The 24873-nt window shown below is 60.6% G+C and carries 23 protein-coding genes and 1 pseudogene; 11 read left to right on the top strand and 13 right to left on the bottom strand.

What is annotated here, in order from left to right; genetic code table 11:
- Positions 1–119 precede the first annotated feature (119 nt).
- Complete coding sequence (locus tag AB4P91_RS21190) at positions 120–638, top strand: transporter suffix domain-containing protein (RefSeq protein WP_150595466.1); 519 nt, start codon at positions 120–122, stop codon at positions 636–638.
- A 326-nt stretch (positions 639–964) separates the two neighbouring features.
- Positions 965–1750, top strand: a complete 786-nt coding sequence (locus AB4P91_RS21185) for a DeoR/GlpR family DNA-binding transcription regulator (RefSeq protein ID WP_150596644.1) — start codon at positions 965–967, stop codon at positions 1748–1750.
- 127 nt (positions 1751–1877) lie between these two features.
- Here AB4P91_RS21185 and AB4P91_RS21180 read toward each other — a convergent pair whose 3' ends face one another.
- From AB4P91_RS21180 to AB4P91_RS21160, 5 genes are all read right to left on the bottom strand, one after another.
- Positions 1878–3161 (bottom strand): NAD(P)/FAD-dependent oxidoreductase, encoded by a 1284-nt coding sequence (locus AB4P91_RS21180; RefSeq protein WP_395603599.1) that lies wholly within the window; start codon positions 3159–3161, stop codon positions 1878–1880.
- A 148-nt stretch (positions 3162–3309) separates the two neighbouring features.
- Positions 3310–4674 (bottom strand): glutamine synthetase family protein, encoded by a 1365-nt coding sequence (locus AB4P91_RS21175; RefSeq protein ID WP_395603598.1) that lies wholly within the window; start codon positions 4672–4674, stop codon positions 3310–3312.
- Between the two features lie 502 nt (positions 4675–5176).
- Positions 5177–6076: a bestrophin family protein gene (locus AB4P91_RS21170; protein ID WP_395603597.1), complete on the bottom strand. Its 900-nt coding sequence runs from the start codon at positions 6074–6076 to the stop codon at positions 5177–5179.
- Between the two features lie 35 nt (positions 6077–6111).
- Positions 6112–7110: a GTP 3',8-cyclase MoaA gene (gene moaA, locus AB4P91_RS21165; protein ID WP_047300730.1), complete on the bottom strand. Its 999-nt coding sequence runs from the start codon at positions 7108–7110 to the stop codon at positions 6112–6114.
- Positions 7111–7423: 313 nt separating this feature from the next.
- A complete protein-coding gene (locus AB4P91_RS21160) occupies positions 7424–8275 on the bottom strand; it encodes a CAP domain-containing protein (protein WP_395603596.1) in 852 nt (283 codons plus the stop codon).
- Between the two features lie 199 nt (positions 8276–8474).
- On the opposite strand from AB4P91_RS21160, the gene AB4P91_RS21155 reads away from it, so the two are divergent.
- On the top strand, positions 8475–9095 hold the full coding sequence (locus AB4P91_RS21155) for a cell wall hydrolase (protein WP_395603595.1): 621 nt from the start codon (positions 8475–8477) through the stop codon (positions 9093–9095).
- On the opposite strand, the gene AB4P91_RS21150 is transcribed toward AB4P91_RS21155, so the two are convergent.
- The gene (locus tag AB4P91_RS21150) at positions 9092–9979 is read right to left on the bottom strand and encodes a LysR family transcriptional regulator (protein ID WP_395603594.1); all 888 of its coding nucleotides are present in this window, start codon (positions 9977–9979) and stop codon (positions 9092–9094) included. The genes AB4P91_RS21155 and AB4P91_RS21150 overlap by 4 nt on opposite strands.
- Before the next feature lie 103 nt (positions 9980–10082).
- Here AB4P91_RS21150 and AB4P91_RS21145 point away from each other — a divergent pair, with 103 nt between their 5' ends.
- A complete protein-coding gene (locus tag AB4P91_RS21145) occupies positions 10083–11495 on the top strand; it encodes an MFS transporter (protein WP_395603593.1) in 1413 nt (470 codons plus the stop codon).
- Between the two features lie 209 nt (positions 11496–11704).
- Here AB4P91_RS21145 and AB4P91_RS21140 read toward each other — a convergent pair whose 3' ends face one another.
- A complete protein-coding gene (locus AB4P91_RS21140) occupies positions 11705–12418 on the bottom strand; it encodes a murein L,D-transpeptidase catalytic domain family protein (RefSeq protein WP_150595458.1) in 714 nt (237 codons plus the stop codon).
- 151 nt (positions 12419–12569) lie between these two features.
- Between AB4P91_RS21140 and AB4P91_RS21135 the strand changes: the two genes are divergently transcribed.
- Entirely contained in the window at positions 12570–14186 is a 1617-nt protein-coding gene (locus AB4P91_RS21135; protein ID WP_395603592.1) for a murein L,D-transpeptidase, read from the top strand.
- Between the two features lie 3 nt (positions 14187–14189).
- Here AB4P91_RS21135 and AB4P91_RS21130 read toward each other — a convergent pair whose 3' ends face one another.
- The 3 genes from AB4P91_RS21130 to AB4P91_RS21120 form a co-directional block, all read right to left on the bottom strand.
- On the bottom strand, positions 14190–14705 hold the full coding sequence (locus tag AB4P91_RS21130; RefSeq protein WP_150595456.1) for a DoxX family protein: 516 nt from the start codon (positions 14703–14705) through the stop codon (positions 14190–14192).
- 304 nt (positions 14706–15009) lie between these two features.
- Positions 15010–15639 (bottom strand): DNA-3-methyladenine glycosylase family protein, encoded by a 630-nt coding sequence (locus AB4P91_RS21125; protein ID WP_395603591.1) that lies wholly within the window; start codon positions 15637–15639, stop codon positions 15010–15012.
- A 94-nt stretch (positions 15640–15733) separates the two neighbouring features.
- A complete protein-coding gene (locus tag AB4P91_RS21120; RefSeq protein ID WP_395603590.1) occupies positions 15734–16816 on the bottom strand; it encodes a bifunctional transcriptional activator/DNA repair enzyme AdaA in 1083 nt (360 codons plus the stop codon).
- A 128-nt stretch (positions 16817–16944) separates the two neighbouring features.
- Between AB4P91_RS21120 and AB4P91_RS21115 the strand changes: the two genes are divergently transcribed.
- From AB4P91_RS21115 to AB4P91_RS21100, 4 genes are all read left to right on the top strand, one after another.
- Complete coding sequence (locus tag AB4P91_RS21115) at positions 16945–17358, top strand: VOC family protein (protein WP_150595453.1); 414 nt, start codon at positions 16945–16947, stop codon at positions 17356–17358.
- Between the two features lie 231 nt (positions 17359–17589).
- Positions 17590–18204, top strand: a complete 615-nt coding sequence (locus tag AB4P91_RS21110; RefSeq protein ID WP_395603589.1) for a biliverdin-producing heme oxygenase — start codon at positions 17590–17592, stop codon at positions 18202–18204.
- Entirely contained in the window at positions 18201–20438 is a 2238-nt protein-coding gene (locus tag AB4P91_RS21105) for an ATP-binding protein (protein WP_395603588.1), read from the top strand. Before AB4P91_RS21110 ends, AB4P91_RS21105 begins: the two co-directional genes overlap by 4 nt.
- A gap of 207 nt (positions 20439–20645) precedes the next feature.
- Positions 20646–21233 (top strand): LysE family translocator, encoded by a 588-nt coding sequence (locus AB4P91_RS21100; RefSeq protein WP_150596630.1) that lies wholly within the window; start codon positions 20646–20648, stop codon positions 21231–21233.
- 67 nt (positions 21234–21300) lie between these two features.
- Here AB4P91_RS21100 and AB4P91_RS21095 read toward each other — a convergent pair whose 3' ends face one another.
- Together AB4P91_RS21095 and AB4P91_RS21090 are read right to left on the bottom strand one after the other, a co-directional pair.
- Positions 21301–22134: an AraC family transcriptional regulator gene (locus AB4P91_RS21095; RefSeq protein ID WP_395604989.1), complete on the bottom strand. Its 834-nt coding sequence runs from the start codon at positions 22132–22134 to the stop codon at positions 21301–21303.
- Positions 22135–22204: 70 nt separating this feature from the next.
- Positions 22205–22315, bottom strand: a pseudogene (locus AB4P91_RS21090) (VOC family protein); the annotation flags it as partial.
- 143 nt (positions 22316–22458) lie between these two features.
- Between AB4P91_RS21090 and AB4P91_RS21085 the strand changes: the two are divergent.
- Complete coding sequence (locus AB4P91_RS21085) at positions 22459–22851, top strand: GFA family protein (protein ID WP_395603587.1); 393 nt, start codon at positions 22459–22461, stop codon at positions 22849–22851.
- Positions 22852–23314: 463 nt separating this feature from the next.
- Here the strand turns inward: AB4P91_RS21085 and AB4P91_RS21080 are convergent, their stop codons facing one another.
- Positions 23315–24145: an alpha/beta fold hydrolase gene (locus AB4P91_RS21080; RefSeq protein WP_395603586.1), complete on the bottom strand. Its 831-nt coding sequence runs from the start codon at positions 24143–24145 to the stop codon at positions 23315–23317.
- A 260-nt stretch (positions 24146–24405) separates the two neighbouring features.
- Here AB4P91_RS21080 and AB4P91_RS21075 point away from each other — a divergent pair, with 260 nt between their 5' ends.
- The gene (locus tag AB4P91_RS21075) at positions 24406–24861 is read left to right on the top strand and encodes a (2Fe-2S)-binding protein (protein ID WP_395603585.1); all 456 of its coding nucleotides are present in this window, start codon (positions 24406–24408) and stop codon (positions 24859–24861) included.
- Positions 24862–24873 lie beyond the last annotated feature (12 nt).

Raw genomic sequence — 24873 nt, 5'->3', positions numbered from 1 at the left:
TGCTTGTTTCCCGGGCCGTAAATATCAGTGGAGCATAGACGGCCAATTGCAAGTTGTTCGGGCGAATCTGCTGCTACGCTTTTGAGGCATCGCAACTCCACCCAGACAGGTAAGAAACCATGGACACTGCCCAAGATCCGCTGACCCCGGCGGCACCCGCAACCTGGCGCTTCAAGGTTGGCGTGGGGATCATTTGCCTGATGCTTGGTTCGTGGTTGATGGTGCCGCTGGCGGCCGCGCTTGATGTGCCTGGCTCGAAAGTCGCCGCGCTGACCGGCGTGCTGTTTATCAGCAACAAGGTGTTGTTGCTGGTGGTGATCGCGGTGATGGGCAAGGCCGGATTTGCCGAGCTCAAGCACACGATCGGGCGTTATGTGTCGGGGATCATTCCGGCCCCGGTGGACGAGGTCGGGCCGACGCGCCATCGCATCGGCGTGGTGATGTTTTGCCTGCCGTTGCTGTCGTCCTTTCTGGAACCGTACTTCGATAACTTCTGGCCAGGGTTGCGGCCCAATCTGTGGCAACTGCAATTGCTTGGGGATTTGATGTTTGTTGGCAGTTTCTTTGTGCTGGGGGGGAATTTCTGGGACAAGGCTCATGCGCTGTTTGTGCGCAAGGCGCGGGTGGTCAGCGTTTGAGAGAGCGTGAAACCATGTCGGAGAGGGGATAAATCCCCTCGTCACGATCCTGATATGCGCGTGGAGAATGTGACCGCATCACGCATGCCCGAGGGCAACCGCGAACGACACAACGATCATGCAAGCGAAGGCGAAATTGAGATTCATGCGGGGTCCATCCTGGCCTGTTTAGAGTGGCGTCATTCTGAACAGGTTGAATGCAAAGGAAAAATTCGCCTTGTCGATTCCAATGATCAAAGTAATCGATACCTGCCTGTTTGTGTTTGCTCGAGGCTTTCGCTAATCTGCGCGGAAACCTGCAACTACAAGCACAAACAGGCAGAATCATGCACGATCATTCCGTCACCGAACTGCCGTCCCTGCGCCGACAGAAAATCCTTTTGATCCTGGAACGCGACGGTAAGGTCATGGCGTCCGAGCTGAGCCAGCATTTCGCGGTGTCTGAAGATACGATCCGCCGCGACCTCGCCGAACTTGATAACGCCGGGCTGGTGCAGCGAGTACACGGCGGAGCGTTGCCGCGCCCCAAAGACACCGGCAAGGATTACTTCACCCGTATCAGCGAAACCGATGAAGTGAAGACCCGCCTGGCGCAGCTCGCTGCCGGACGGGTCAAGGACGGCCAGATCGTGCTGTTCGATTCCGGTACCACCACGTTGCAGATCGCGCGCTCGTTGCCTGCGGACATCCGGATTACCGCCGTTACCACCTCGCCAATGACCGCGATCACACTCGCCGAATACCAAGGCATCAAGGTGATTCTTGCGGGCGGGCAACTCAATCTGGCGACGATGTCAGTCAGCGGCCACGAGACCGTGCGGCTGCTGCAAAGTATCAAGGCTGACGTGCTGTTTACCGGGGTCTGCGCGATTCACCCGGAGGTGGGGCTGAGCTCGCTGTATTTCGATGAGGTGCCGGTGAAGCAGGCATTGTTCGAGAGCGCCGCCCAAGTGATTGCAGTCACCACGGCGGACAAGCTGGGGGCGGTCGAGCCGTTTGTGGTGACGCCGTGCGATCGCGTGCATACGCTGATTACCGAGCAGCATCTGGCATCGGGCAGTGTCGAGGATTATCGGCGGTTGGGGATTGAGGTGGTGCAGTTGCCGGATTGAGGTTTTGTGTTGAGGCTAATGCCGCCATCGCTGGCAAGCCAGCTCCCACAGTGTCCGCATCGTACACAGAGTTCATGTACACCCAAAACCTGTGGGAGCTGGCTTGCCAGCGATAGGGCCAGTGCCGTCAACGCAATTTTTCAAGCATCTGGTAATACCACATCCCCGCCGCCAGCAACGGATTGCCGAGCAAATCCCCCATCGGCACGCGAATGTGCTGACACGCCGCGAACGTATCGTACTGCGCCATCTGCCCGGTAATCGCCCGGCTCATGATTTCGCCCATGATGTGTGTCGTGGCGATGCCATGCCCCGAGTAACCCTGGCAGTACCAGACGTTGTCCGAGAGTTTGCCCAGTTGCGGGATACGGTTGATGACGATGCCCATCGCGCAACTCCACTGATAGTCGATCTGCACGCCTTTGAGCGCCGGGAAAGTCTGCTCGATGCACGGGCGCAGTTCGGCGGCGATGTCGCGTGAGTCCTTGCCGCTGTAGTTGGCGCCTCCGCCAAACAGCAGACGGCCGTCGGCAGTGAGACGGTAGTAGTCGAGGACGAAACGGCAGTCGTAGACCGCGAGGTCTTCGGGGTTGATCTGCTTGGCCAGATCGCCCAGCGGCGCGGTGGTGACGATGCCGCCCATGGCCGGGAAAATCTTGCCCTTTAGCTGGCCAGGTTCGAGCTTGTGATAAACGTCGCCGGCCAGCATCACCTGGTTGGCGTCGATCTGGCCGTGGGCAGTTCTCACGCCTGGGGTGTCACCGTGAATGATCTCCAGCACTTCGCTGTTTTCGAAGATCAGCGCACCGAGACTTTCCGCCGCCCGCGCTTCACCGATGCACAGGTTGAGCGGGTGCAGGTGCATGTTGCGGGTGTTCTTGATCGCACCGTGGTAGAGGTCGCTTTGCAGCAAATCGCGCACCTGGCTGCGGTCGAGCAGGCTGACCTCGTCACCCAGACCGCGACGCACCGCTTCTTCGTAATCCTTACGCAGATCGGTCATGTGGCTCGGCTTGTACGCGGCGTGCAGGTGGCCGTGTTTGAGGTCGCACTCAATGGCGTATTTTTCCATGCGCTGTTTGATGATTTCGTGTCCGCGCCAACGCAGATGCCAGATGAAGTCGTCGACCCCATCACCGAGTGTCGGGCGCATCTGTTTGCGCATCGCGCCGTCGCCGGAGAGGCTGCCGGTGACTTGCCCGCCGTTGCGCCCGGTGGCGCCCCAGCCGATCTTGTTGCTTTCGACGATGGCGACCTTCAAGCCTTTTTCGGCGAGTTCGACAGCGGTGGCGACGCCGGTGAAGCCGCCGCCGATGATCACCACATCAACCTTGTGCCGGCCCTGCAGGGTCGGGTAGTCGGTCTCTTGGTTGAGGGTGGCGGTGTAGTAGGAATTGCAACGCTTGGTCATTTTAATTTCCACACAAATTCGGGAGACAGGATGCAGTCCCCTGTGGGAGCTGGCTTGCCAGCGATAGCGCAGTGTCAGTCACCAGAGGTGCTGAAGGTGCCGACCCCATCGCTGGCAAGCCAGCTCCCAAAGGTTGCAGTGGTGTAAATCAGGCCTCGGTCAGATACCAGCGCCAGTCCTGTTCACCCACTTCAGCCATGAACTGCCGATACTCGGCGCGCTTCACTGCCAGATACACCCCGAGAAATTCCTGCCCCAAGGCATCCCGAGCCCACGCTGAATGTTCCAGTGCCTGCAACGACGTCAGCCAATCGGTTGGCAGCAGTTCCTTGGCTTGCGCATAGCCGTTGCCCTCAACCGGCGCGCCCGGATCAAGGTTTTCCCGAATGCCACGATGGATGCCGGCAAGGATCGCCGCCGCCGCCAGATACGGGTTGGCGTCGGCGCCGCAGATGCGGTGCTCGATGTGCCGGGTGTTGGCCGGGCCGCCCGGTACGCGCAGGCTGACGGTGCGGTTGTCGACGCCCCAGGTCGGCGCCAGTGGCGCGTAGCTGTTGGCCTGAAAGCGTCGGTAGGAGTTGGCGTTCGGGCAGAACAGCAGCAGCGAATCGAGCAACGAGGCGAGCATGCCGCCAATCGCCGTGCGCAGCAGCGGTGTGCCGGCCGGATCTTCGGAGGCGAACAGGTTGCGCCCCTCGCCATCGGCGAGGCTGACATGCATGTGCATGCCGGTGCCGGCCAGATCATCGAACGGCTTGGCCATGAATGTCGCCTGCATGCCGTGCTTGTGCGCCACGGCTTTGACCAGACGCTTGTAGCGCACCGCCTGGTCCATTGCCTCCAGCGCATCACCGTGTTCGAGGGTGATTTCCACCTGACCCGGTGCGTATTCCGAGATTGCCGTGCGCGCCGGAATGCCGTGCAGTTTGCAGGCGCTGTAAAGGTCGGCGAGGAACGGTTCGATCTGCTCCAGCTCGCGCAAACCGTAGACTTGGGTATGTCGCGGTCGACCACCATCCGCATCGAGTGCCGGTTGCGGACGACCGTTGTGATCGCGTTTGGCGTCGAGCAGATAAAACTCCAGCTCGCAGGCCATCACCGGGTTGTAGCCCTCGGCCTTGAGGCCGTCGATGACCTTGATCAGCAGGTGTCGCGGGTCGGCAATGCTGGCGGGCATGCCCTCGGTCGGGTGCATGCTGACCTGCACTGCAGCGGTCGGAATCTTGCGCCACGGCAGGCGCACCAGACTGCCTTCCAGCGGATAGGCGCGGCAGTCGATATCGCCGACATCCCAGACCAGGCCGGAGTTCTCGACGTCCTCACCCTGCACAGTCAGACCGAGGATGGTGCTGGGCAGCGGGCGACCGCTTTCATACACGGCGAGCAGTTCTTCGCGGTGCAGCAGCTTGCCGCGCGGCACGCCGTTGGCGTCGAGGATGAACAGCTCAATCATGTCGATGTCGGGGTTTTGTTCAAGGAACAGGCGTGCGTCTTCAATGGCTGCGAATTTCATGGCAAACACTCACGTTGGCGCCGCACAGGCGCGCAGATTCAGGCCGGACGCGGCGCAAGAATAGGCGCGGGCGTCCTGGCAGGGAATATCAGGGAGCAGGGGACTGTCGCGGGTTTTAAACGGGCGCGATCAGAGTGTCCGGGCGATATCCGGCGGGCGTGCGGAGTGACGCAGCTTGGAACGGCGCAGGGCCATGGGGAGATTGACGATACGATTCATACGCCGCCCCTGTGAGAGAGGGCGCGCGCAGTAGAGACGGTCAACGATTCTGGTTGTTGTAGTGACGTGCTCATAACGCATGTTTCCGTTGGCGGAAAACGTCGGCGGCGGGACTGACCCGTCGACCGGTGTGCCCGGATAGTAAGGGGGAATCCGCGGGCGTGTAAACGACTGTTTCCGGGATGCGCTGTGACCGGTTACTCAGCGCAGCAGACGAACGCCCGGTCTCACGGAGACGCAAACGATCAACATGACATGGCTCCCGCGCTTGGAAACGGAGTGATCAGCTCAGTACATACTCGATCGGCTTCAGCGGCGGCGGAAGATCCGCCACGCCGAGTTCGGCGAGAATGTCGCGCTCGATCGTGCGCACCAGCGCGTCGGTCGGCAGATCATTCTCATCGCGGCCAAACGGGTCTTCCAGTTCATCGGCAATCGCGTCCAGACCAAAAAAGGTGTAGCTGACAATCGCGGTGAACAAGGGCGTCAGCCAGCCCAGCGGTTCGGCCATGGCGAACGGCAGCAGGATGCAGAACAGGTAGATCGTGCGGTGCAACAGCAACGTGTAGGGAAACGGCAGTGGCGTGGTTTTGATGCGCTCGCACACGGCTTGCGCCTGGGTCAGGCTGGTCAGGTGATTGGCCAGCAGCATGTAGCGCCACTCGCTCAGCTCACCGTTTTGATGCAGGTCGCAACACTGCTGACCGACCTGTTGCAGGATCCGCGCGCTGTAATCCGGCACCCCCGCATCGTGTTTTGGGGTGACCCACTGACGGCTGGCGTCGGCTTCACTCTCCTTGCGCAACCGCGCATTGAGCGCGTGGGCGAACCCGCACAGGTTGAGCAGCAGCGGTTTGCGTTCTGCGGATTCGCGGATGACATGGGTTTCGCGGATGACCGACCGAATGTGCACGATCACCTCACCCCAGGCCTTGCGTGCCTCGTACCAGCGGTCGTAACAGGCGTTGTTGCGAAAGCTCATGAAGATCGACAGCGACAAGCCGAGCAAAGTGAACGGCGTGGCGTTGACCTTGGTGAAACTGCTCGGATGAAGGATTTCGACCAGCACGATGGCCGAGGCCAGCAGGGTGACCATCAAGGTGCGCAAGGCGATGCGCTTGGCAATCGAGCCCTTGAGGGTGAAGAGAATGGCGAACTGGCTGACCCTGGGTCTGATGATCATGCAGAGCGGTCCCGATAACGCAGGAAAGTGGCGGATCAGCCGCCGGTCATGTTCATGAAACGTACGACCTGGACGTCGTCGTTGATTTCGAAATTATGCCGATACGGTTTGATTTTCATCGCCTCGATGATGGCGTTCTCCAGGCGTTGCGGATGCCCCGGATGAGCGCGCAGCACTGCTTTCAAATCCACCGAATGTTCGTTCCCCAGACACAGTAGCAGACGACCTTCGACGGTGAGCCGCACCCGATTGCAGGTGCCGCAGAAGTTGTGGCTGTGCGGCGAGATAAACCCCAGGCGAATCTGCGGAGCCTCGGCCAGCCGCCAATAGCGCGACGGGCCTTGAGTCGATTCCGTAGAGTCGATCAGCGTGTAGCGCTCGGCGATTTTTTCACGGACCTGCACGCTGGAAAAAAACGACTCCGCGCGGCTGTGGTCGCTGATGATCCCCAGTGGCATTTCCTCGATGAAAGAAATATCGAGCTGCCGGTCGATGGCAAAGCTCACCAGATCATTGATCTCGTGATCGTTGCGGCCCTGCATCACCACGCAGTTGAGCTTGGTGCGGGTGAAACCGGCCTGGCGCGCGGCATCGATGCCGTCGATCACTTGCGCCAGATCGCCGGTGCGGGTCATCTGCTTGAAGCGCTCGGGATCAAGGCTGTCGAGGCTGATGTTCAGGCGCTTGACCCCGGCGTCGAACAGCGGCGCGGCGAGTTTGCCCAGTTGCGAGCCGTTGGTGGTCAGGCACAGTTCACGCAGGCCGGGCAGCGCGGCGATCTGTTCGCACAACTGCACCACGCCGCGACGGATCAGCGGCTCGCCGCCGGTGAGGCGAATCTTGCGGGTGCCGAGCGCGACGAAGCTCTGCGCCAATTGAAAGATTTCTTCCAGCGTCAGCACTTGCTGGCGCGGCAGAAACTGCATGTCTTCAGCCATGCAATAGACACAGCGGAAGTCGCAACGGTCGGTCACCGACATGCGCAGATAGTCGACGCGGCGGTTGTGAGCATCGATCAGGACGCGCTCTGTCATGACAGCCTCGCAGTATTGAAACCGCTGAACGGGTTTGGACGGGCAGGGTAGGCGTAATGGCCGTAGGCGTCCAATCAGTGAAAGTTAACGGCTGATTGATCGCGTCGATGATCAAGTGTGGGAGCTGTGTTGGTCGAAAATAGGTGAACACCGCAAGACCCTGTGGGAGCTGGCATGCCAGCGATGAGGGCCGCACAGTCGACATTGATGTTGGCTGACCCACCGCCATCGCTGGCAAGCCAGCTCCCACACATTTTGTGGTGTGCACAGAATCAGTACACATCACCGAACATTGCAGGCGTGAGCCTGAGGGTTATTGCGCACCAAACATCGCGGTCCAGTAAATCCCCGCATCGCTTTTCGGGTCGGTCGCATAAGCGGCACCCAGTTCCTTGTACTGCGGGTTCATCAGGTTGGCGCAATGGCCGGGGCTGGCTAGCCAACCGTCGACGACTTTGCCCACGGTGTCCTGGCCGGCGGCGATGTTTTCGCCAACCAGATGCCCGCTGTAGCCCGACAGTTCAGCGCGATCGCCGGGGGTGCGGCCGTCGCGGTCTTTGTGGTCGAGGTAGTTTTTGTTGGCCATGTCGCGGCTGTGATCCTGAGCGACAGTGCCCAAGGTCGCATTCCACGCCAGCGGTGCGGCGGCGGCAAAGGCCTGGCCGCCACACTGGCGTGGCTGGCTGCGTGCGGTGTTGAGTTGTTCGAGCAATTTTTGCCCTTCACTCTGTGCGTCGCCGAGTTTGGCTGACAGCAGCGGCCGCGCCAGCACAATGCGCCAGTCGCGATCGGCGCGGCTGACGCCGACATCGACAAACTGCGGATCCAGCACCACCTGACAGAAGCTCTCCTGAATCGCCTTCATTGCCGACGCCGCATCGCGTGGACCGTTGAGGGTGATCGCCTGTACGTTGACCATCGGGTAACTGGCGCTGGCCATGGCTTGCTGCAGATTGACGGCGCCGCTGGCCGGCAACCGCAGGCGTGGATCAGCCGACAGAGGCGGCAACTCACTGGACGCCTGCGTGCCACAACGTTGCGGCTGGCTGCGATAGCTGTTGATCGACTCGATCAGTTGCAACTCGTCGGTGGCCAAGGCCGAGGCGGCAAACATCAGGCCTGCGGACAGCGCGGCAAATCGCAAAACGGACGGCATGAAGCGCATGGAATTCTCCCTTGAGCTGAATGCGCCCATGATGCGCGAAACGCCCCCGGTGGGTGCAATGTCTTTTTCTTGCGTCGACAGTTTTTTCTACGGAACGCTGCGGTTGATTTAGCCGTCTACACTCAGCCAAGACCCCGGGATCCGGGCGTCTCCCCGACGTAACACCTTGCCCGCACCGGGCCCTGCCGGAAGAATTAACATGGGATTGAAATGGTTGGCTGGCTGTTTCGCATTCACCCTATTGGTCAGTGCTGCCTGGGCCACCGATCAAGCGCCGATCAAAGCCAAGGCTGAAGAGAAGGCCCAGGTGCTGGAAGAAAAAGCCGCCGATAAAGTCAGCGCGGCACCGGCGCCGAAATCCGAGGCGATCACCCCGAAGGAAGTACAGGCAGTAGACCCTGCCGGCGCCGCGCCGCTGGATGATCCGATCACGTGTCTGGCACGCAGCATCTACTGGGAAGCCAAAGGCAAGGACACGCCGGAAATGGAGGCCGTGGCCAGTGTGGTGATGAATCGCCTCGGCCATGAAGGTTTTCCAGACACGGTGTGCGCCGTGGTCAAGCAAGGTTCGGAAACCAGGAGCTGCCAGTTTTCCTGGTGGTGTGACGGGCGTCCGGATCAGGTCAAGGAAGACGCCGAATACGCGCTCGCCAAGGAAGTTGCCGGCAGGGCGCTGAACCGTCAGCTCAAGGATCGCACCAACGGCGGGTTGTATTTCCACGACCGCAACGTCCACCCGAGTTGGGCCAGGGAATACCGGAAAACCGCCGAGACGAAAAAATTCCTCTTTTATAAACCCGCTGGCGGCGATGCGCGTTAGGCGCAGACTTCCCGCACACAATCGCGCAACCAGCGATGCGCCGGATCGGCATCCATGCGCGGATGCCAGAGCATCGACACGCTGATCTGCGGCATCTTCAATGGCAGCTCGAAACTGTGCAGGCCCGTGCGCAGTTTGCTGGTGTGACGTTCCGGGACGGTGGCAATCAGGTCGGATTCACGAACCAGCGTCAGTGCCGCCGAAAACCCGCCGAACGACGTGACGATGTCCCGTGTCAGTCCGCACGCGAGTAGCGCTTCGTCTACCGGGCCGCTGCTGCGTCCGCGCCTTGACACCAGAATATGCTGGCCGGAGGCTAAGCGTTTGGCGCTGACCTTGCCTGCGCTCAAGGGATGGCCCTCACGTACCACACCGATCCAGTGATCGTGAAACAGGATACGGCTGTGCAGCGTCGGGTCGGTGCTGTCGTCGACGACACCCGTCTCAAGATCCACCCGGCCTTCGCGCAGCAGCGTGCTGTCCTTGTCGGCTTTCTGCACAAAACGCAGGCGCACGTTGGGCGCCTCGGCGGCAATGCGGGCGAGCAGGGCGGCGGCGAAGGTTTCAACAAACCCGTCGGTATTGCGCAAGGTGAAGGTGCGTTGTAACCGGGCGGGATCAAGCACTTGCGCGGGGCGCAAAACCGCCTCGGCTTCCTGCACCAGGTGACTGACCCGTTCGCGCAATTGCAGCGCGCGCGGCGTTGGCACCAAGCCTCGACCGGCGCGCACCAGCAAAGGATCTGCGGTGGTTTCGCGCAGTCGGGCCAGGGCACGACTCATGGCCGAAGGGCTCAGCCGCAGGCATTTGGCGGCGCGGGCGACGCTGCCTTCACGCAGCAGCACGTCGAGGGTGATCAACAGGTTCAGATCCGGCGTGGTCATGACATGGCGTTCCATGCAGGTATTGAGTGCAAAGCATGCGTCTTGCGCCTTGTATTGTCGAGGCTCAGGCTATGGCGCAGGTCCTTTGTACAGTGAGCACACCATGCCCAGACAACTCCTCAACACCCATGCCCGCTGGGCGCTGACCAGTCTGGCGCTGTCGATGCTGATGCCGTCGCTGGACACCAGCATCGCCAACGCCGGGTTGCCAACACTGGCGGCGGCGTTTGATGCGACGTTCCAACAGGTGCAATGGATTGTTCTGGCGTACCTGCTGGCAATCACCACGTTGATTGTCAGCGTCGGACGTCTGGGCGATGGCTTGGGTCGGCGGCGATTGCTGTTGATCGGGATAGGCATTTTCACCAGTGCTTCATTGTTTTGCGCGCTGGCGCCGGGGCTAGGCTGGCTGATCGGCGCGCGGGCGGTGCAAGGCGTTGGCGCAGCGATCATGTTTGCGTTGACGGTCGCACTGGTGGCCGATGCGGTGCCCAAAACGCGAGCGGGCAGTGCGATGGGGTTGCTGGCAACGATGTCGGCCACCGGCACCACCCTCGGTCCGTCGCTGGGTGGGTTGTTGATGGCGCATGTTGGCTGGCAGTCGATATTTTTACTCAACGTGCCACTGGGACTGCTCAATGCATGGCTCGTGTACCGCTATCTGCCGGCAGATCGGGCCGCAGGGTCGCGAGTTGCGTTTGATTACCTCGGCAGCGGGGTGCTGGTGTTGACGCTGGCGACCTATGCGCTGGCGATGACACTTGAAGGTTTCACGCTGAGGTTGCTGTTGATCAGCCTGTGCGGCGCGGGATTGTTCATCGTGGTCGAGATGAAAGCCAGGGCACCGCTGATTCGCCTGTCACTGTTCGCCGATCTGCGCCTGAGCGGCAGCCTGGCGCTGACATTGCTGGTGACGACCGTGATGATGACCACGCTGGTGGTCGGGCCGTTTTACCTGAGTCGCGGTTTGGGTCTCAGCCACACCGTGGTGGGGCTGGTGTTGTCGGTTGGGCCGTTGCTGGCTGCGCTCGGTGGCGTGCCGGCCGGACGGCTGGTCGATCGTTTCGGCGCACAGCGGGTGGTGCCGGGCGCCTTGCTGGGGATGGTTTGTGGTTGCGGGTTATTGGCGCTGCTGCCGATGAGTTTCGGATTGCCTGCTTACGTGTTGCCGATGACGGTGATCGCCGGCAGTTACGCGCTGTTCCAGGCGGCCAACAATACCGGGCTGATGGCGGCGGTCAGTCAGGACCAGCGCGGCGTGGTCTCGGCGCTGCTCGGGCTGGCTCGCAATCTGGGGTTGATCACGGGCGCGGCGGCGATGGGCGCGGTGTTTGCCGTGGCCACCGGTAACCCGACACAAGCGCCTGCCGGCGTCATCGGCAGTGGCATGCACATCACCTTCGGTGTGGGCACGGCATTGATGGTCATGGCCCTGATCATCAGCCGAATGCAGATCAACGACAGGCGCGAGCCTGCTCGCGATGACGTCGGCACAGCGAAAACAACCGGTGACTGAGACGCCGCTCTCGCCAGCAGGGGATCTGTTTGGGCCGAAAATTTGTGGACACCACTAATCCCTGTGGGAGCTGGCTCGCCAGCGATGGGGTCGGCACAGTCGACATTGATGTTGACTGACCCACCGCCATCGCTGGCAAGCCAGCGCCCACAGCTGGTTTTCGCAGTGCGGGGGGCACACCGCTCCTACAGGGTTTTGTGGTGTTTCTCTTAGCTGGCGTGGGTACTGATGATGCTCGCCACCTGCTGCGGCTGGCAGTTGAGATACGGCGACTTCCGCAACCAGCGCTGATCCGGGTACCACGAGAACATGAACTGGCCGTTCTTCAGTTTGTCGATCACCTGCTTCGCAATCTGTGGGCGGACGGCCGGGCAGCCCTGGCTGCGACCGATGCGGCCCTGACGCTTGCTCCACAACGGATTCACGTAATCGGCGGCGTGAATGACGATAGCGCGATCACGCGCCAGATCATTGAAGCCGGGTTCCAGACCATCCATGCGCAGCGAGTAACCATGAGTGCCGCTGTAGCTTTCCTGGGTGCGGAACAGGCCGAGGCTGGACTGATAGCTGCCTTCGACATTGGAAAACTGGGTGGCGAAGTTTTCCCCGGAGTTGGAACCGTGGGCGACCAGATCGCGCAGTACCAGTTTTTTCCGGTTGAGGTCAAAGATCCACAGTCGGCGTTCGGTGGACGGTTGCGAATAGTCGATGATCGCCAGGTGACGGGACGGCTTGGCTCCGCTGTTGACCGCACATTGCATGGCGCTCAAGGCACCTTTCAGCGCCTGGGGATTGAGTTCTGGTGCAGCGTGGGCGAGGCTGGTGAAGAGAACCGGCGATGGGTTGCCGGCGGCAAAAGCTGGACTGCTCACGGCGACAAGGGTCGCGGTGGTCAGCAGAAGTCGGCGCAAATACGTCAACATTTATAAAGTGTCCTCAACTGGCTACTTATTTGGCACTTTGGCTCCTGACGTCCAGTCGTAACCTGCAAGCCCGAAGTTCGAGCCTGACTGTTCAGCGCACCTGATGTAAGGTTGGCCATCATCAAGGTGGCCATGGATTGGAGTAAAGCAGTTGTTCAAAAAGTACGCATGCTACTTGAGCATTTGTTTGCTCGCAGCGCCGTTTGTCGCTTGTGCCGATGAATCACTGCCGCCATTGCAGACACTGCCGACGTCTCCTGCCGAAATGCCGGTCGAGTTGCAAAGTCCATTGCATGCCGTATTGATCGGTCTGCCACAGACCTGCCCGGCGCTTGCAAAGCAGCTCAGCGGCCCGTCATTGCAACAGTTGCAGGCCTTCTATCAGCAGCAGGAATGGATGCCGGTCTGGACCAGCGAATCGGGACGATTGCAGGCTTTGCAGTCGCAATTGCCGTTGTTGGCCGACGATGGCCTCAGCCCGCAACGCTATCCGGTCGCGGTGAACGCGCCACAGGATGGCGAGTTGTGCGCCGATATCGATATCAGCCGCTATTACCTGCAAGCCCTGCAGGATCTGCATTACGGCCGTCTCCTGCAATCACACTTCGAGCCGTTGTGGCATGCCGATGACACTCAGCATGACCGTCAGGCCGAATTGCTGGCGATAGCCGTGCCGGGCATGCATGACATTCCGGCGGCGTTTGACCTGGCCCGTCCGCGTCTGGCGCAATATCAGAAACTGCGCCAGCTCTATGCCGCGCAACGCCTTACAGCCTTGCCGAAATGGCAGTCGGTGGGCAGCGGGCCGCTGTTGCGCCCCTCGATGGAAGACAAACGCGTGCCGGAACTGGCCCAGCGCTTGTACAGCGAAGGCTATCTGAGCCACGCGGTCGGCACCACCGACACTGTTTACGCAGGCGCGTTGGTGGACGCGGTGAAAAGCTTCCAGGCCAATCATTCGTTGCAGGCTGACGGTGTGGTCGGGCCGGGGACGATTGCCGAACTCAACATCAGCCCGCTGACCCGCCGTGAACAACTACGGGTCAACCTTGAACGTTTCCGTTGGCTGGCCCAGGACATGGAACCCGATGGTTTGGTGGTCAACGTCGCAGCGGCGGAATTGACCTTGTATCAGGGCGGCGAACCGGTGTGGCAGACGCGCACCCAGGTCGGCCGTGCCGAGCGCCAGACGCCGCTGCTCAAATCCCGCGTCACGCGCCTGACGCTGAACCCGACCTGGACCGTGCCGCCAACCATCTGGAAGGAAGACAAACTGCCGGAAATCCGCAAGGACCAGACCTTCCTCAGTCGGCATAATCTGCAAGTGCTGGATGCCAACGGTCAGCCGTTGGCGGCCGCAGACATCGACTGGGACCACCCCGGCAACATCCTTTTGCGCCAGGACGCGGGGCCACGTAACCCGTTGGGGCAGATGGTCATTCGCTTCCCCAATCCGTTCTCGGTGTATCTGCATGACACGCCGAGCAAGGCGCTGTTCGAAAAAGGGCCGCGGGCGTTCAGCTCAGGCTGCGTCAGGGTCGAGCACCCGCTGCAACTGCGCGATTTGCTGCTCAGCCCTGCGGAAAAGGCGCGCACCGACACCTTGCTCGCCACCGGCGCCACCCATGAGTTTCGCTTGTCGGCGCCGGTGCCGATCCTGATGACCTACTGGACGGCGCAGGTCGACAGCGCCGGTCATGTGCGTTATTCGCCAGACATCTACAGCCGTGACAGTGCCTTGTTGGTGGGCCTGGATCGCGCGCGTTGAGCTTCAGCGGTCGCGGCGATTCCACCACACCCGCGCCAGCCACGCATCGATGCTCAACTGGCCGGCGCCGGCGAGCACCAGCGGCACCAAAGCGGCCAGGTAAATCGCCGGCAGCTTGAAGTTGCCGAAGCCTTTGTTGGTGATCGCGTAACCCTGCGCCAGTTCACTCAATGACGACCAGTCGGCGGGCCAATGCACGGCAGCGGTGGCGACGACGGTCACCACGATCAGCGAAATGGCCGAAATTCGCGTGCCGAAACCGATAAGAATCGCCAAGGCGCAGATCAGTTCGGCCCACATCGACAGTTCCCAGTTCAGCGTCGCCGGCAGGTGATCGAAGGGAAACGGAAATTTGTCCTGAATGTCTTCAAACCAGTTCTGCCCGTTGAACTTCTCGAGCCCCGACTCGAAAAATTCCCAGGCGATAAACACGCGCAGGGTCAGCGGCGCCAGCCAGGCACCGGCGCGGTCAAGGTTCAGGTGCAAGCCTTTGACGGCGCTTGAGAGGGTGGTGGTCATGGGGAATCTCCGGTGGATCGGGTGAGTGGGATCGACCGGGTGATTTGAGCGTTCGAGTGTGTCGGCGATGTGTCGCCTGGGTGGGGAATAGTGGACTTGGTATGTCTGCGGCGGGGCTGGATACAGTGCGATACAGCAGTCCCTCACCCCAACCCTCTCCCGGAGGGAGAGGGAGCCGACCGAGTTGTCTTGCGTCAAACATCGACCTGAAAAATCGAGTCGATTATGGATTCCCACAACATCGGCCACGTCGGCGTAACGCTTCAATATCCCCCAGTCAGTCCCCTCTACCTCTGGAAGAGGGTTAGGGTGAGGGCAGCAGTTTCGGCACCCGCCACAAATACCAAGCCGCCGCCGTCCGATACGGACTCCAGCCCAAACCAATCTCAACCATCTGCTTACGCGTCGGCTGCACCTCTAACCCCTTCAACCGCCGATACCCCTCGCGCACGCCAAAATCATCCGCCGGCAGGATATCCATCCGCTCAAGGCTGTAAATCAACAACATCTCCACCGTCCAGCGCCCGACCCCGCGCAGGCTGACCAACCGCTCGATCAGCGCTTCATCATCCATCGCCAAAGCCGTGGCGTAATCCGGCACTACGCCATCCAGCGTCGCCTGGGCGATCCCCTGAATCGTCGCAATCTTGCCCGCCGAAAACCCACAGCTGCGCAGGTGATCAAACCCGGTTTCGAGGATTTGCTCCGGTCGTGGAAACGATTGCCCGGGAAACAACCCGACCAACCGACCGACAATCGCATCTCCAGCCTTGGCATGCAGTTGCTGATAGGCAATCGCCCGCACCAGCGATTCGTACGGATCGCGCGCCGGATGCGGTTGATGCAGGCAAGGGCCGACCGCGGCGATGTGTCGTTGCCAGTCGGCATCAAGCGCTGCGAGGAATGAGCTGGCCGCTTTATAAGCGTCAGGCACGCTGACAGCCCGGGCGATTGATTGCCCTGTCGAAATCAATCCGAGTGTTGCAGGCGTTCATCTAAATCCCTTTTTTATAAGTCGATTCAAGTCGTCAGAAAGCCAGTTGCTGCGTGAGTTGCACAGCGGCGTTTTCCAGCCTCAACAGGAACGCCTTGCGCGGCTGACCTCCACCATAGCCGGTGAGCGAGCCGTCCGCGCCGATCACCCGATGACATGGCACGACAATCGATAGACGATTTTGACCGTTGGCCAGGCCCACCGCGCGACTGGCGCCGGGTTTGCCCAAGCCTGCGGCAACGGCGCCGTAGGTGCTGGTGTGACCGTAAGGGATTTGCTGCAGGGCCGACCAGACTTGCCGGGCGAACTCGCTGCCGGGCAGGTGCAAGGCGACGGTAAACGCGGTCAACCGGCCGGCGAAATACTGCGCCAGTTCACGCTCGATCTGCTGCAAATGCGCGTTATGCCCCGGCGCGACCACGTAGCCATAGCGGTTTTGCAATTCCTCGACTTCCCGGGTCAATGCCGGCCGGTCGAGGAACTCCAGCAACACCAGACCGCGTTGCTCAGCCATCGCGATCATCGGCCCCAGCGGCGTGGTCAGTCGGGTAAACAACAGCGGTTCACTGTGGGCGGTGCGGCCCGGGGTGATGTGGAATGACTTCTGGAAAGCATCGCGAAACCCGCTAAGCGATTCATACCCGGAATCGAACGCTGCGTGGTCGATCGAAGTGCCTTGCTTGATCCCGCCCAGCGCCATGCCCAGGCGCCGGGTGCGCAGCCAGGCGTGGAACGTCATGCCGAAGTGCTGCTGGAACCAGCGCCGCAGCTTCAGCGGCTCAATGCCTTCGGCGAGCAATTGCGCATCGCTCCAGCGCAGCTCGGGGTCAGCGTCGACGGCCGCGAGCAAACGCTGTACCCAGTCCGGCGCAATGGCCGCCGCGTCCAGCGGTTTGCAGCGCAGGCAGGCGCGGTAACCGGCGGTCATGCATTCATCGGCGTGGGCGAAGAACTCGACGTTCTCCGGTTTCGGTTTGCGCGCCGTGCAACTGGGACGGCAAAAGATGCCGGTGGTTTTCACGGCCGTGAAGAACACGCCTTCATAGGCAGTGTCGCGTTCGAGCATGGCGCGAACCATCTCGGCGTGGGGCGGCAGGGCAGCGGTTTGTATGTTCATGGGGTGAGAGTAAAACCAGATTCTCGATGGCTCCACCGAAAAATCGACAATGAATTCCGGCGAACGCTGAACTATTGTAGGGGCTGCCGCAGCCTGCGGCAGCTCCTAGAGTTTGTTGAGGTTTGCCCATGCATCCGTTTGTAATTCAGCACATTGATCACATCGTCCTGCGCGTCGCGGATCTGCAACGCAGCATCGATTTCTACGGTCAGGTGTTCGGGGCCGAAGTGGTCAAATTCAACGAACCGCTGGGGCTGGTGCATTTGCGCGCCGGGACGTCGATGATCGATCTGGTCGACCTTCAAGGCGAACTCGGCCGTCAGGGTGGCGGCGCGGCGGGTGCCGAGCGGCGCAATGTCGATCACTTCTGCCTGCGCATTGAGCCATTCGATGAAGCAGCGCTGATCGAGCACTTGCGGGCGCATGGCCTTAGCGTTGAAAAGGCCGCTACCCGCTTTGGTGCCGAGGGCAACGGCTTGTCGCTGTATTGTTTCGACCCGGATGGCAATCAGGTCGAACTCAAAGGTCCGTCGCAGACTTAAGCCCGCTTCTCAGGCCCATCCAGTCAGGCGGTGCTGTCGCGGTACAGCAACCCCAGGCGCATCAGATCGGTCGAACTTTTTGCGTCAGAAGGAACTCTGAAATGTCCGAGGGCCGTGGTTTCGTCTGAAAAAACGATCTGTGCGGTCAGAAATGTCGTTTGACGTGTAAAATTTCACGCGACATTTTTACACCCCGAATGGCCCCAGGCGGCCTCACCAAGAGCGACATACATGCAAGCAAAGGCCCGTGAGGTTTATGTGCCACCGGTGCTGCAAGATCTGCGGACCGGCACGGCCGAACTGCACATCGCACTGGAAAAACGCCTTCCTTTTTTCTCCGATACGCTCGATTTACCTGCTTTCAAGCGTTTGATAGCGGCCTATTACGGCTTCTATATCCCGCTGGAAAACGCATTGCAGCGCAGTGGTTCAGTCCCCGACGATTTCGACCTGACGCCACGCCTCAAAACCTCGACATTGCGCGGCGATCTGCAAGCGTTGGGGTTAGCGCCCGCTTCGCTGGAAAACCTGCCGATCTGCGATCAGTTGCCCGTGATTGATTCGAGCGCCGCGTGCCTGGGGGTGCTGTACGTGCTCGAAGGCGCAACCCTCGGCGGACAGATCCTGCGTCGAGAAATCTCCGCACGGTTGGGCCTTGAATCAGACAACGGCGCTGCCTTCCTCGATGTCTACGGCGCTGCCACCGGCCGTCGCTGGCGCGAATTTATCGAATACCTGGGCAATCGCCCTATGACCGCCGATGAGCGCGAAGCCGTTGTGATCGCGGCGCAAACCACATTCAGTTGCTTCGAGCGCTGGCTCGATTGCCAGGAGGTATTGGCATGAACCCGCAAGACAAGAAAGATTTTGAAGAGCTGCTGGCCAACTGTGCTGACGAGCCGATCCGCTTCCCCGGCGCAATCCAGCCCCACGGGTTGCTGCTGACGTTGAGCGAGCCGGCGCTCGAGATCATTCAGGTCAGCGCCAACGTCGAAACCCTGCTGGACCGTGCGCCAGAGGCGTTAATTGGCCAGCCATTGGTGGATTTGCTGGGTGAAGTGCACACAGCACAGGTGCGTGAAGCCTTGCAGCAAGCGGCATTCTTCGACGCGCCGCGGTTGTACCTCCACCTCAATGGCACCGCGTTCGAGGGGTTGCTGCATCGACATCAGGGCGTGTTGATTCTTGAGCTGGAGATTCACGTCGAAAACTTCCAGCCGCGCAACGTCGCCGGCAATCAGACAAACCTGGGGCGCATGCTCCAGCGTCTGCAAGCGGCCACCACTTTGCAGGCGCTGTACGACATCAGCGTCAAGGAAATCCAGGCGATGACCGGTTACGACCGGGTGCTGATCTATCGTTTCGAAGAGGAGGGCCACGGCCAGGTCATCGCCGAAGCGTCCGATCCGTCGATGGAAGTCTTCAACGGCCTGTTCTTCCCGGCCTCGGATATTCCCGAGCAGGCGCGCGAGTTGTATCGCACAAACTGGCTGCGCATCATCCCCAACGCCGACTATCAACCGGTGCCGCTGGTGCCGAAGTTGCGTCCGGATACGCAGACGCCGCTGGATTTGAGTTTCGCGACCCTGCGCAGCGTTTCACCGATTCACTGCCAATACATGAAGAACATGGGCGTGCTGTCGTCGATGAGTATTTCCCTGCTCAAGGGTGACAAGCTTTGGGGCCTGATCAGTTGCGGCAACCGTCAGCCGCTGCATGTACCGCATGAGTTGCGCATCGCGTGCCAGACCATCGGCCAGGTGCTGTCGCTGCAAATCAGCGCGATGGAGGCGCTGGAGGTGAGTCGCCAACGTGAAGAGAAGGTCGAAGCGCTGGCGCTGCTCAATCAGGCCATGATCGATTCGCCGCAAAATGTCTTCGACGGCCTGGCCAATCAGCCACAGGTTCTGATGGCGCTGGCCAATGCCGGCGGTGTCGCAATCATTGAAGACAAGCAGTTGCATCGTTACGGCAACTGCCCGGAACCGGAAGACATCCGCGCTCTGCACAAATGGTTGCAGGACAGCGCTGAGCCGGTGTTCGCCAGTCACCATCTGGCCAGCGTTTATCCACCCGCCGCGCAGTTTCCCCAAGTGGCCAGCGGCGTACTTGCCATGAGCCTGCCGAAACCGGTGGACAACGGCGTGCTGTGGTTCCGTGCGGAAGTGAAAGAAAACATCAACTGGAGCGGCGATCCGCGCAAGCCGCTGGATCTGGAAAATTCTGATGCGGGCATGCGCCTGCGTCCGCGCACCTCGTTCGAAATCTGGAAGGTCGAGATGGCCGGGATTTCCGCCAAGTGGAGCCATGGCGACTTGTTTGCGGCCAACGATTTGCGTCGTTCGGCGCTGGAAAACGATCTGGCCCGTCAGGTACGGCGTGAGCAGGAGGCCGTGCGTGCTCGCGATGAACTGGTGGCGGTGGTTTCCCACGATCTGCGCAATCCAATGACGGTTATTTCGATGCTCTGCGGCATGATGCAGAAAGCGTTCAGCTCCGACGGCCCGCACACCTCGCGGCGAATCTCCACGGCCATCGACACCATGCAACAGGCGGCCGGGCGGATGAATACGCTGCTGGAAGACTTGCTCGATACCTCCAAGATCGACGCCGGGCGTTACAGCATCACACCGCAGAAACTCGACGTCAGTCAGATGTTCGAAGAGGCGCAAGCCTTGCTCGCGCCGCTGGCACTGGACAAGGACATCAGCATTTCCTTCGCGGCTGATCCCGATCTGCGCATCCATGCCGACCCGGAGCGGCTGTTTCAGGTGTTGTCGAACCTGGTGGGCAACGCCATCAAATTCACCCCGCGCCTGGGTTCGGTTGGCGTGCACGCCAAATCCGTCGGCAATGAAATCGTCTTCATCGTGCGCGACAGCGGCGAAGGCATTCCCAAGGAACATCTGCCTCACGTGTTCGACCGTTACTGGACGGTGAAAGAAGGTAATCCAACTGGCACCGGCCTGGGTTTGTACATCAGCCAAGGCATCGTCGAAGCGCATGGCGGCCGGATCTTCGCCGACAGTGAGCCGGGGCAGGGCAGCGAGTTCCGTTTCACCGTGCCGCGGCTGGACTGATTCAACTGGACTGCGCGGAATCTGTAGGAGCGCGCTTGCTCGCGAATGCGGTGGGTCATCTAGAAAAGATGTCCGCTGATCTGACGCCTTCGCGAGCAGGCTCGCTCCCACAGGGGATTTGCGCTGTCAGGGTGATTTTCTTCAATACCGGGGACCAGGCGCTGGTTACCGTGAGCACCTTGTTCCTCGTTTTGAAGCAGGTGTGAGATGAGTCTTGTTCTTTCGATGGCGGCGTTTGCTCTGGCCGCGTCCATTACCCCCGGCCCGGTCAACATCGTGGCGCTGAGCTCCGGTGCGCAGTTCGGCTTTCGCGCCAGTCAGCGGCATGTCGCCGGGGCGACGTTGGGGTTTGTGCTGTTGCTGGTGCTGATGGGACTGGGTCTGCACGAAATCCTCAAGCTCTGGCCATTCATGACCCGCGTGGTGCAACTGGCCGGGGTGGCGTTTCTGCTGTTCATGGCCTGGAAGCTTGCGACCGATGACGGGCAACTGAATGCCGGCGACTCGGGGCGTGCCCCATCCATGCTCTATGGCGCCGTCATGCAATGGCTCAATCCGAAGGCCTGGCTGGCCTGCGTCGCCGGCATGGGCGCGTTTGTTGCTGATGGCGAGGCAAGGTTGGTTTGGCAGTTTGCGGCGGTGTATCTGGTGATCTGCTATGTGTCGGTGGGCTGCTGGGTCTATGCCGGGACGTTTTTGCGTGGGTATCTGGGCAATCCGGCGGGGATGCGCCTGTTCAATCGGCTGATGGCGGGGTTGTTGGTCGTGAGTGCGGTTTATCTGTTGTTGCCTTGAAATCCTCCCATTCCTCTGTGGGAGCAAGCTCCCTCCCACAGGGGGGACGGTCGCTTGTGATACCGCGTCAGCCGCGATACTGGCCGGGCGTCGCCGCCAGATGCTGTTTGAACGCTCGTTGGAAATGCGCCTGATCGGCAAACCCCGCCTCCAGCGCCACATCGGCAATCAACTGCCCGTTGCGTAATCGCTCACGAGCGAACTGAATACGTTGGTTGACCACAAAAGCATGCGGCGTCATGCCGAAATGTTGCTTGAAGGCGCGGATCAGGTAGGACGGTGACAGCTGCGCGGCGCGGCAAATGTCATCCAGACTCAGCAGATCGGTGCAGTGTTCACGGATGTAGTCGGCGGCACGTTCCAGCTTGAAATTCGGCTCGCGCACCGGCTGTTGTGCCGGGTTCAGGCGTAATTGCAGATCGGTGAAAAACTCCACCGCTGCGCTCTGTTTGCGCAGGGCATCCTGCTGGTGGTCGACGAGGATTTCATACAAATCGTTGAGGTCGTCGAACAGGCTGGCATCGTTGACATGGGTGGTCGCAAACCGGCGAAACTCAAGCTCCTCGCCGAAACCCAATTGGTGTTGCAGATCAGTCAGCCAAGGTGTCTCGACATACAGCATCAGGTACGACCACGGCTGATCATCGATCGGATTACACGCGTGCACATCGCCAGGATTCATCAGCACCACAGTGCCGGCAGCGACCTCGAACCGGGCGTGCTCATGCACATACGTGCTGCGCCCGGCAGTGATCGCACCAATGGAAAAATGCGCGTGGGAATGCCGCGCGTAGCACACCTCGCGACCATCGGCGATGGCCCGCGCCTCGATGAACGGCAGGGCCTCATCACGCCAGAAACGCGGGGCTTTTTCAGGGTTTTTGGCGGCAGCGTGTTTCATCATCGTCCTTCCCGGCAGGCCAGCGCCCGAGTGTATTAGCTCCGGCCGGTAAAGGCTCGTTGCAGTCTGCAGTCCGGCCGGTGATTTTCGCCTGATCGAAGATCGAGCAGTAGAACCTCGCGGCGGCTTCAGCCTGATTGTCGAACCACAGGCACGGGGTGAGTTTTTGAAAGCGTTGCATGGCAGTCGTCCTCGGCAGGCAAGACATGCTGGATTAACAGCGTAGTCAGTCCTTCGTCGATGGGGGGGGCCGTAGATCGATTAAACTGGCGTGCGGGAATGTGTTTACGCACGGTACACATGGGTGAACAGAGGAGATCCACCATGGACCGATTCACGGGCGGCTGCCTATGCGGCGACATTCGCTTCGAAGCTTCAGGGCAACCTTACCGCGTGGGACTTTGTCATTGTCTCGACTGCCGGAAACGCCACGGAGCGTTGTTTCACGTCTCGGCGATTTTTCCTGCCAGCGCAGTGACGTTTACCGGCGAAACGCGTGACTACAACGGGCGGTTTTTTTGCCCACGCTGTGGTTCTCCCGTGTTTACGCATTCGGCTGACGAAGTAGAGGTGAACGTGGGATCGCTTGATCAGCCTGATCAATTCAAACCCACTTATGAGCTTTGGACTGTTCGGCGCGAGTCCTGGTTGCCGGCGCTTCCTCTTGCCCACCATTACGAGCGGGATCGCGAGAGTGATGGGCGTTCCGAAGACTAGTGCGTGACGGCGCCGCTGGACAAGATCAAGAGCGGTATGCGCCGTCTTCACATCTTTAAACAGCCAAAAGCCGACCCTCACCCTAACCCTCTCCCAAAGGGAGAGGGGACTGACCGTGGTGTTGGCGAGAGCTACACCGACGTGGGACACCGAGTCGAACTCAAGTGTTGAAAAGCCCAGATATCGGCCCCCTCTCCCTCGGGAGAGGGCTGGGGTGAGGGGCGAGCACACCACAAGACCCAAAGCCGACCGCCTGCGCTTCTACCACTCAAGAGGCCATTTTTCACTGAGTGCACGAGCCTGCTCGCGATGGCGGCCTGACAGTTAGCCAATCTCGACCCATGCCCTGTGGGAGCTGGCTTGCCAGCGATGAGGCCGGCAGCCTCGACATCGATAAGGCCTGACCCGATGCCATCGCTGGCAGCCAGCTCCCACAGGGTCGGGTGTATGGCTCGCGTAATGATCACCCGCGAATAAACGCCAACAAATCTGCATTAATCGTCGCCGCCTCAGTCGTCGGCATCCCGTGCGGAAATCCCGGATACGACTTCAACGTGCCCTTTGGCAGCAATTTCGCCGACAAAGGCGCCGAGTTCTCATAGGGAACAATCTGGTCATCTTCGCCATGCATCACCAGCACCGGCACCGTCACGCGCTTCAAATCCTCAGTGAAATCGGTCTGCGAGAACGCTACGATGCCGTCGTAATGCGCCTTCGCGCCGCCCATCATGCCCTGACGCCACCAGTTGGCGATGACACCTTCCTGCGCCTTGGCCCCCGGTCGGTTGTAGCCGTAGAACGGGCCGCTCGGCACATCGCGATAGAACTGCGCACGATTGGCCGCAAGTTGCGCTTGCAAATCATCGAACACCGATATCGGCAAACCACCCGGGTTGCTCTCGGTCTTGACCATCAGCGGTGGTACCGCGCTGATGATCGCGGCTTTGAGGACTTTGTCCTGGCCATGGCGGGCGATGTAGTGGATGACTTCACCGCCGCCGGTGGAGTGGCCGACGTGCACGGCTTTTTTCACGCCCAGATGGTTGACCACCGCCAGGACATCATCGGCGTAGTGATCCATGTCGTGACCGTCCCAGACCTGGCTCGAACGTCCATGGCCACGGCGATCATGGGCAATCACCCGAAAGCCTTGCCCCAGAAAGAACAGCATCTGTGCATCCCAGTCATCGGAGCTGAGCGGCCAGCCATGGTGAAAGTGGATGACCGGGGCGTCCTTCGGACCCCAGTCCTTGTAGAAAATGTCGACGCCATCTTGGGTGGTGACAAATCCCATGTTCGCTACTCCTGACACATATGGAGGGCAATCCGCGAGCTGCTCGCGAATCGGTTCGCTGGTACGAGTGTTCCTCTGGCGGCGCAGTGCGAGCCGTTATCAACTGTAGGATTAAAGCCGACATGTGCACGACCGGTGGTCGCCACGGCTGGCTTGAGGCGCAAATTAGGCTTTGCTGAAAGGGATAACCCGAGGCGCGCGCAGGCTTCACGGCCGCAGCAACGCCCCTTCAGAACACCGTGAGTCTGAGGAAAACCCCGATGCTGACTTTGAACATCAATGGCAAGGATCAAGCGCTCGATGTCCCCGCGGACATGCCGTTGCTCTGGGTCCTGCGCGATATCGCGCACCTGACCGGCACCAAATTCGGTTGCGGCATGGCGCAGTGCGGCGCGTGCACCGTGCATGTCGATGGTGCGCCGTTGCGTGCCTGTATCACCCCGGCCACGGCCGTCGCCCATGGGCAGAAAATCCTCACCATCGAAGGTTTGTCCACGGATGGCTCGCACCCTGTGCAGCAGGCCTGGGCCGAACTCGATGTGGTGCAGTGCGGTTATTGCCAGTCCGGGCAGATCATGTCGGCCGCCGCCTTGCTGGCGAAAATCCCCAAACCGACCGACAGCGATATCGATCAGGCGCTCTCCGGCAATATCTGCCGCTGCGGCACTTACCCAAGAATTCGCGCAGCGGTCAAACGTGCGGCCGAGATCGGCTGAAGCTGACGGGGG

The organism is Pseudomonas sp. B21128, from assembly GCF_044218865.1.
Taxonomy (GTDB): Bacteria; Pseudomonadota; Gammaproteobacteria; order Pseudomonadales; family Pseudomonadaceae; genus Aquipseudomonas; species Aquipseudomonas iridis.
This window is presented reverse-complemented; position numbering and strand designations above follow the sequence as displayed.

Excerpts from the sequence above, each read along its gene's own strand:
- AB4P91_RS21095 (WP_395604989.1), bottom strand. The coding sequence starts at position 22,134 with ATGAAACACGCTGCCGCCAAAAACCCTGAAAAAGCCCCGCGTTTCTGG.
- AB4P91_RS21075 (WP_395603585.1), top strand. The coding sequence starts at position 24,406 with ATGCTGACTTTGAACATCAATGGCAAGGATCAAGCGCTCGATGTCCCC.
- AB4P91_RS21160 (WP_395603596.1), bottom strand. The coding sequence starts at position 8,275 with ATGCGCTTCATGCCGTCCGTTTTGCGATTTGCCGCGCTGTCCGCAGGC.
- AB4P91_RS21100 (WP_150596630.1), top strand. The coding sequence starts at position 20,646 with ATGAGTCTTGTTCTTTCGATGGCGGCGTTTGCTCTGGCCGCGTCCATT.
- moaA (WP_047300730.1), bottom strand. The coding sequence starts at position 7,110 with ATGACAGAGCGCGTCCTGATCGATGCTCACAACCGCCGCGTCGACTAT.
- AB4P91_RS21185 (WP_150596644.1), top strand. The coding sequence starts at position 965 with ATGCACGATCATTCCGTCACCGAACTGCCGTCCCTGCGCCGACAGAAA.
- AB4P91_RS21150 (WP_395603594.1), bottom strand. The coding sequence starts at position 9,979 with ATGACCACGCCGGATCTGAACCTGTTGATCACCCTCGACGTGCTGCTG.
- AB4P91_RS21170 (WP_395603597.1), bottom strand. The coding sequence starts at position 6,076 with ATGATCATCAGACCCAGGGTCAGCCAGTTCGCCATTCTCTTCACCCTC.
- AB4P91_RS21145 (WP_395603593.1), top strand. The coding sequence starts at position 10,083 with ATGCCCAGACAACTCCTCAACACCCATGCCCGCTGGGCGCTGACCAGT.
- AB4P91_RS21175 (WP_395603598.1), bottom strand. The coding sequence starts at position 4,674 with ATGAAATTCGCAGCCATTGAAGACGCACGCCTGTTCCTTGAACAAAAC.
- AB4P91_RS21190 (WP_150595466.1), top strand. The coding sequence starts at position 120 with ATGGACACTGCCCAAGATCCGCTGACCCCGGCGGCACCCGCAACCTGG.
- AB4P91_RS21120 (WP_395603590.1), bottom strand. The coding sequence starts at position 16,816 with ATGAACATACAAACCGCTGCCCTGCCGCCCCACGCCGAGATGGTTCGC.
- AB4P91_RS21180 (WP_395603599.1), bottom strand. The coding sequence starts at position 3,161 with ATGACCAAGCGTTGCAATTCCTACTACACCGCCACCCTCAACCAAGAG.
- AB4P91_RS21080 (WP_395603586.1), bottom strand. The coding sequence starts at position 24,145 with ATGGGATTTGTCACCACCCAAGATGGCGTCGACATTTTCTACAAGGAC.
- AB4P91_RS21140 (WP_150595458.1), bottom strand. The coding sequence starts at position 12,418 with ATGTTGACGTATTTGCGCCGACTTCTGCTGACCACCGCGACCCTTGTC.
- AB4P91_RS21130 (WP_150595456.1), bottom strand. The coding sequence starts at position 14,705 with ATGACCACCACCCTCTCAAGCGCCGTCAAAGGCTTGCACCTGAACCTT.
- AB4P91_RS21155 (WP_395603595.1), top strand. The coding sequence starts at position 8,475 with ATGGGATTGAAATGGTTGGCTGGCTGTTTCGCATTCACCCTATTGGTC.
- AB4P91_RS21110 (WP_395603589.1), top strand. The coding sequence starts at position 17,590 with ATGCAAGCAAAGGCCCGTGAGGTTTATGTGCCACCGGTGCTGCAAGAT.
- AB4P91_RS21105 (WP_395603588.1), top strand. The coding sequence starts at position 18,201 with ATGAACCCGCAAGACAAGAAAGATTTTGAAGAGCTGCTGGCCAACTGT.
- AB4P91_RS21115 (WP_150595453.1), top strand. The coding sequence starts at position 16,945 with ATGCATCCGTTTGTAATTCAGCACATTGATCACATCGTCCTGCGCGTC.
- AB4P91_RS21085 (WP_395603587.1), top strand. The coding sequence starts at position 22,459 with ATGGACCGATTCACGGGCGGCTGCCTATGCGGCGACATTCGCTTCGAA.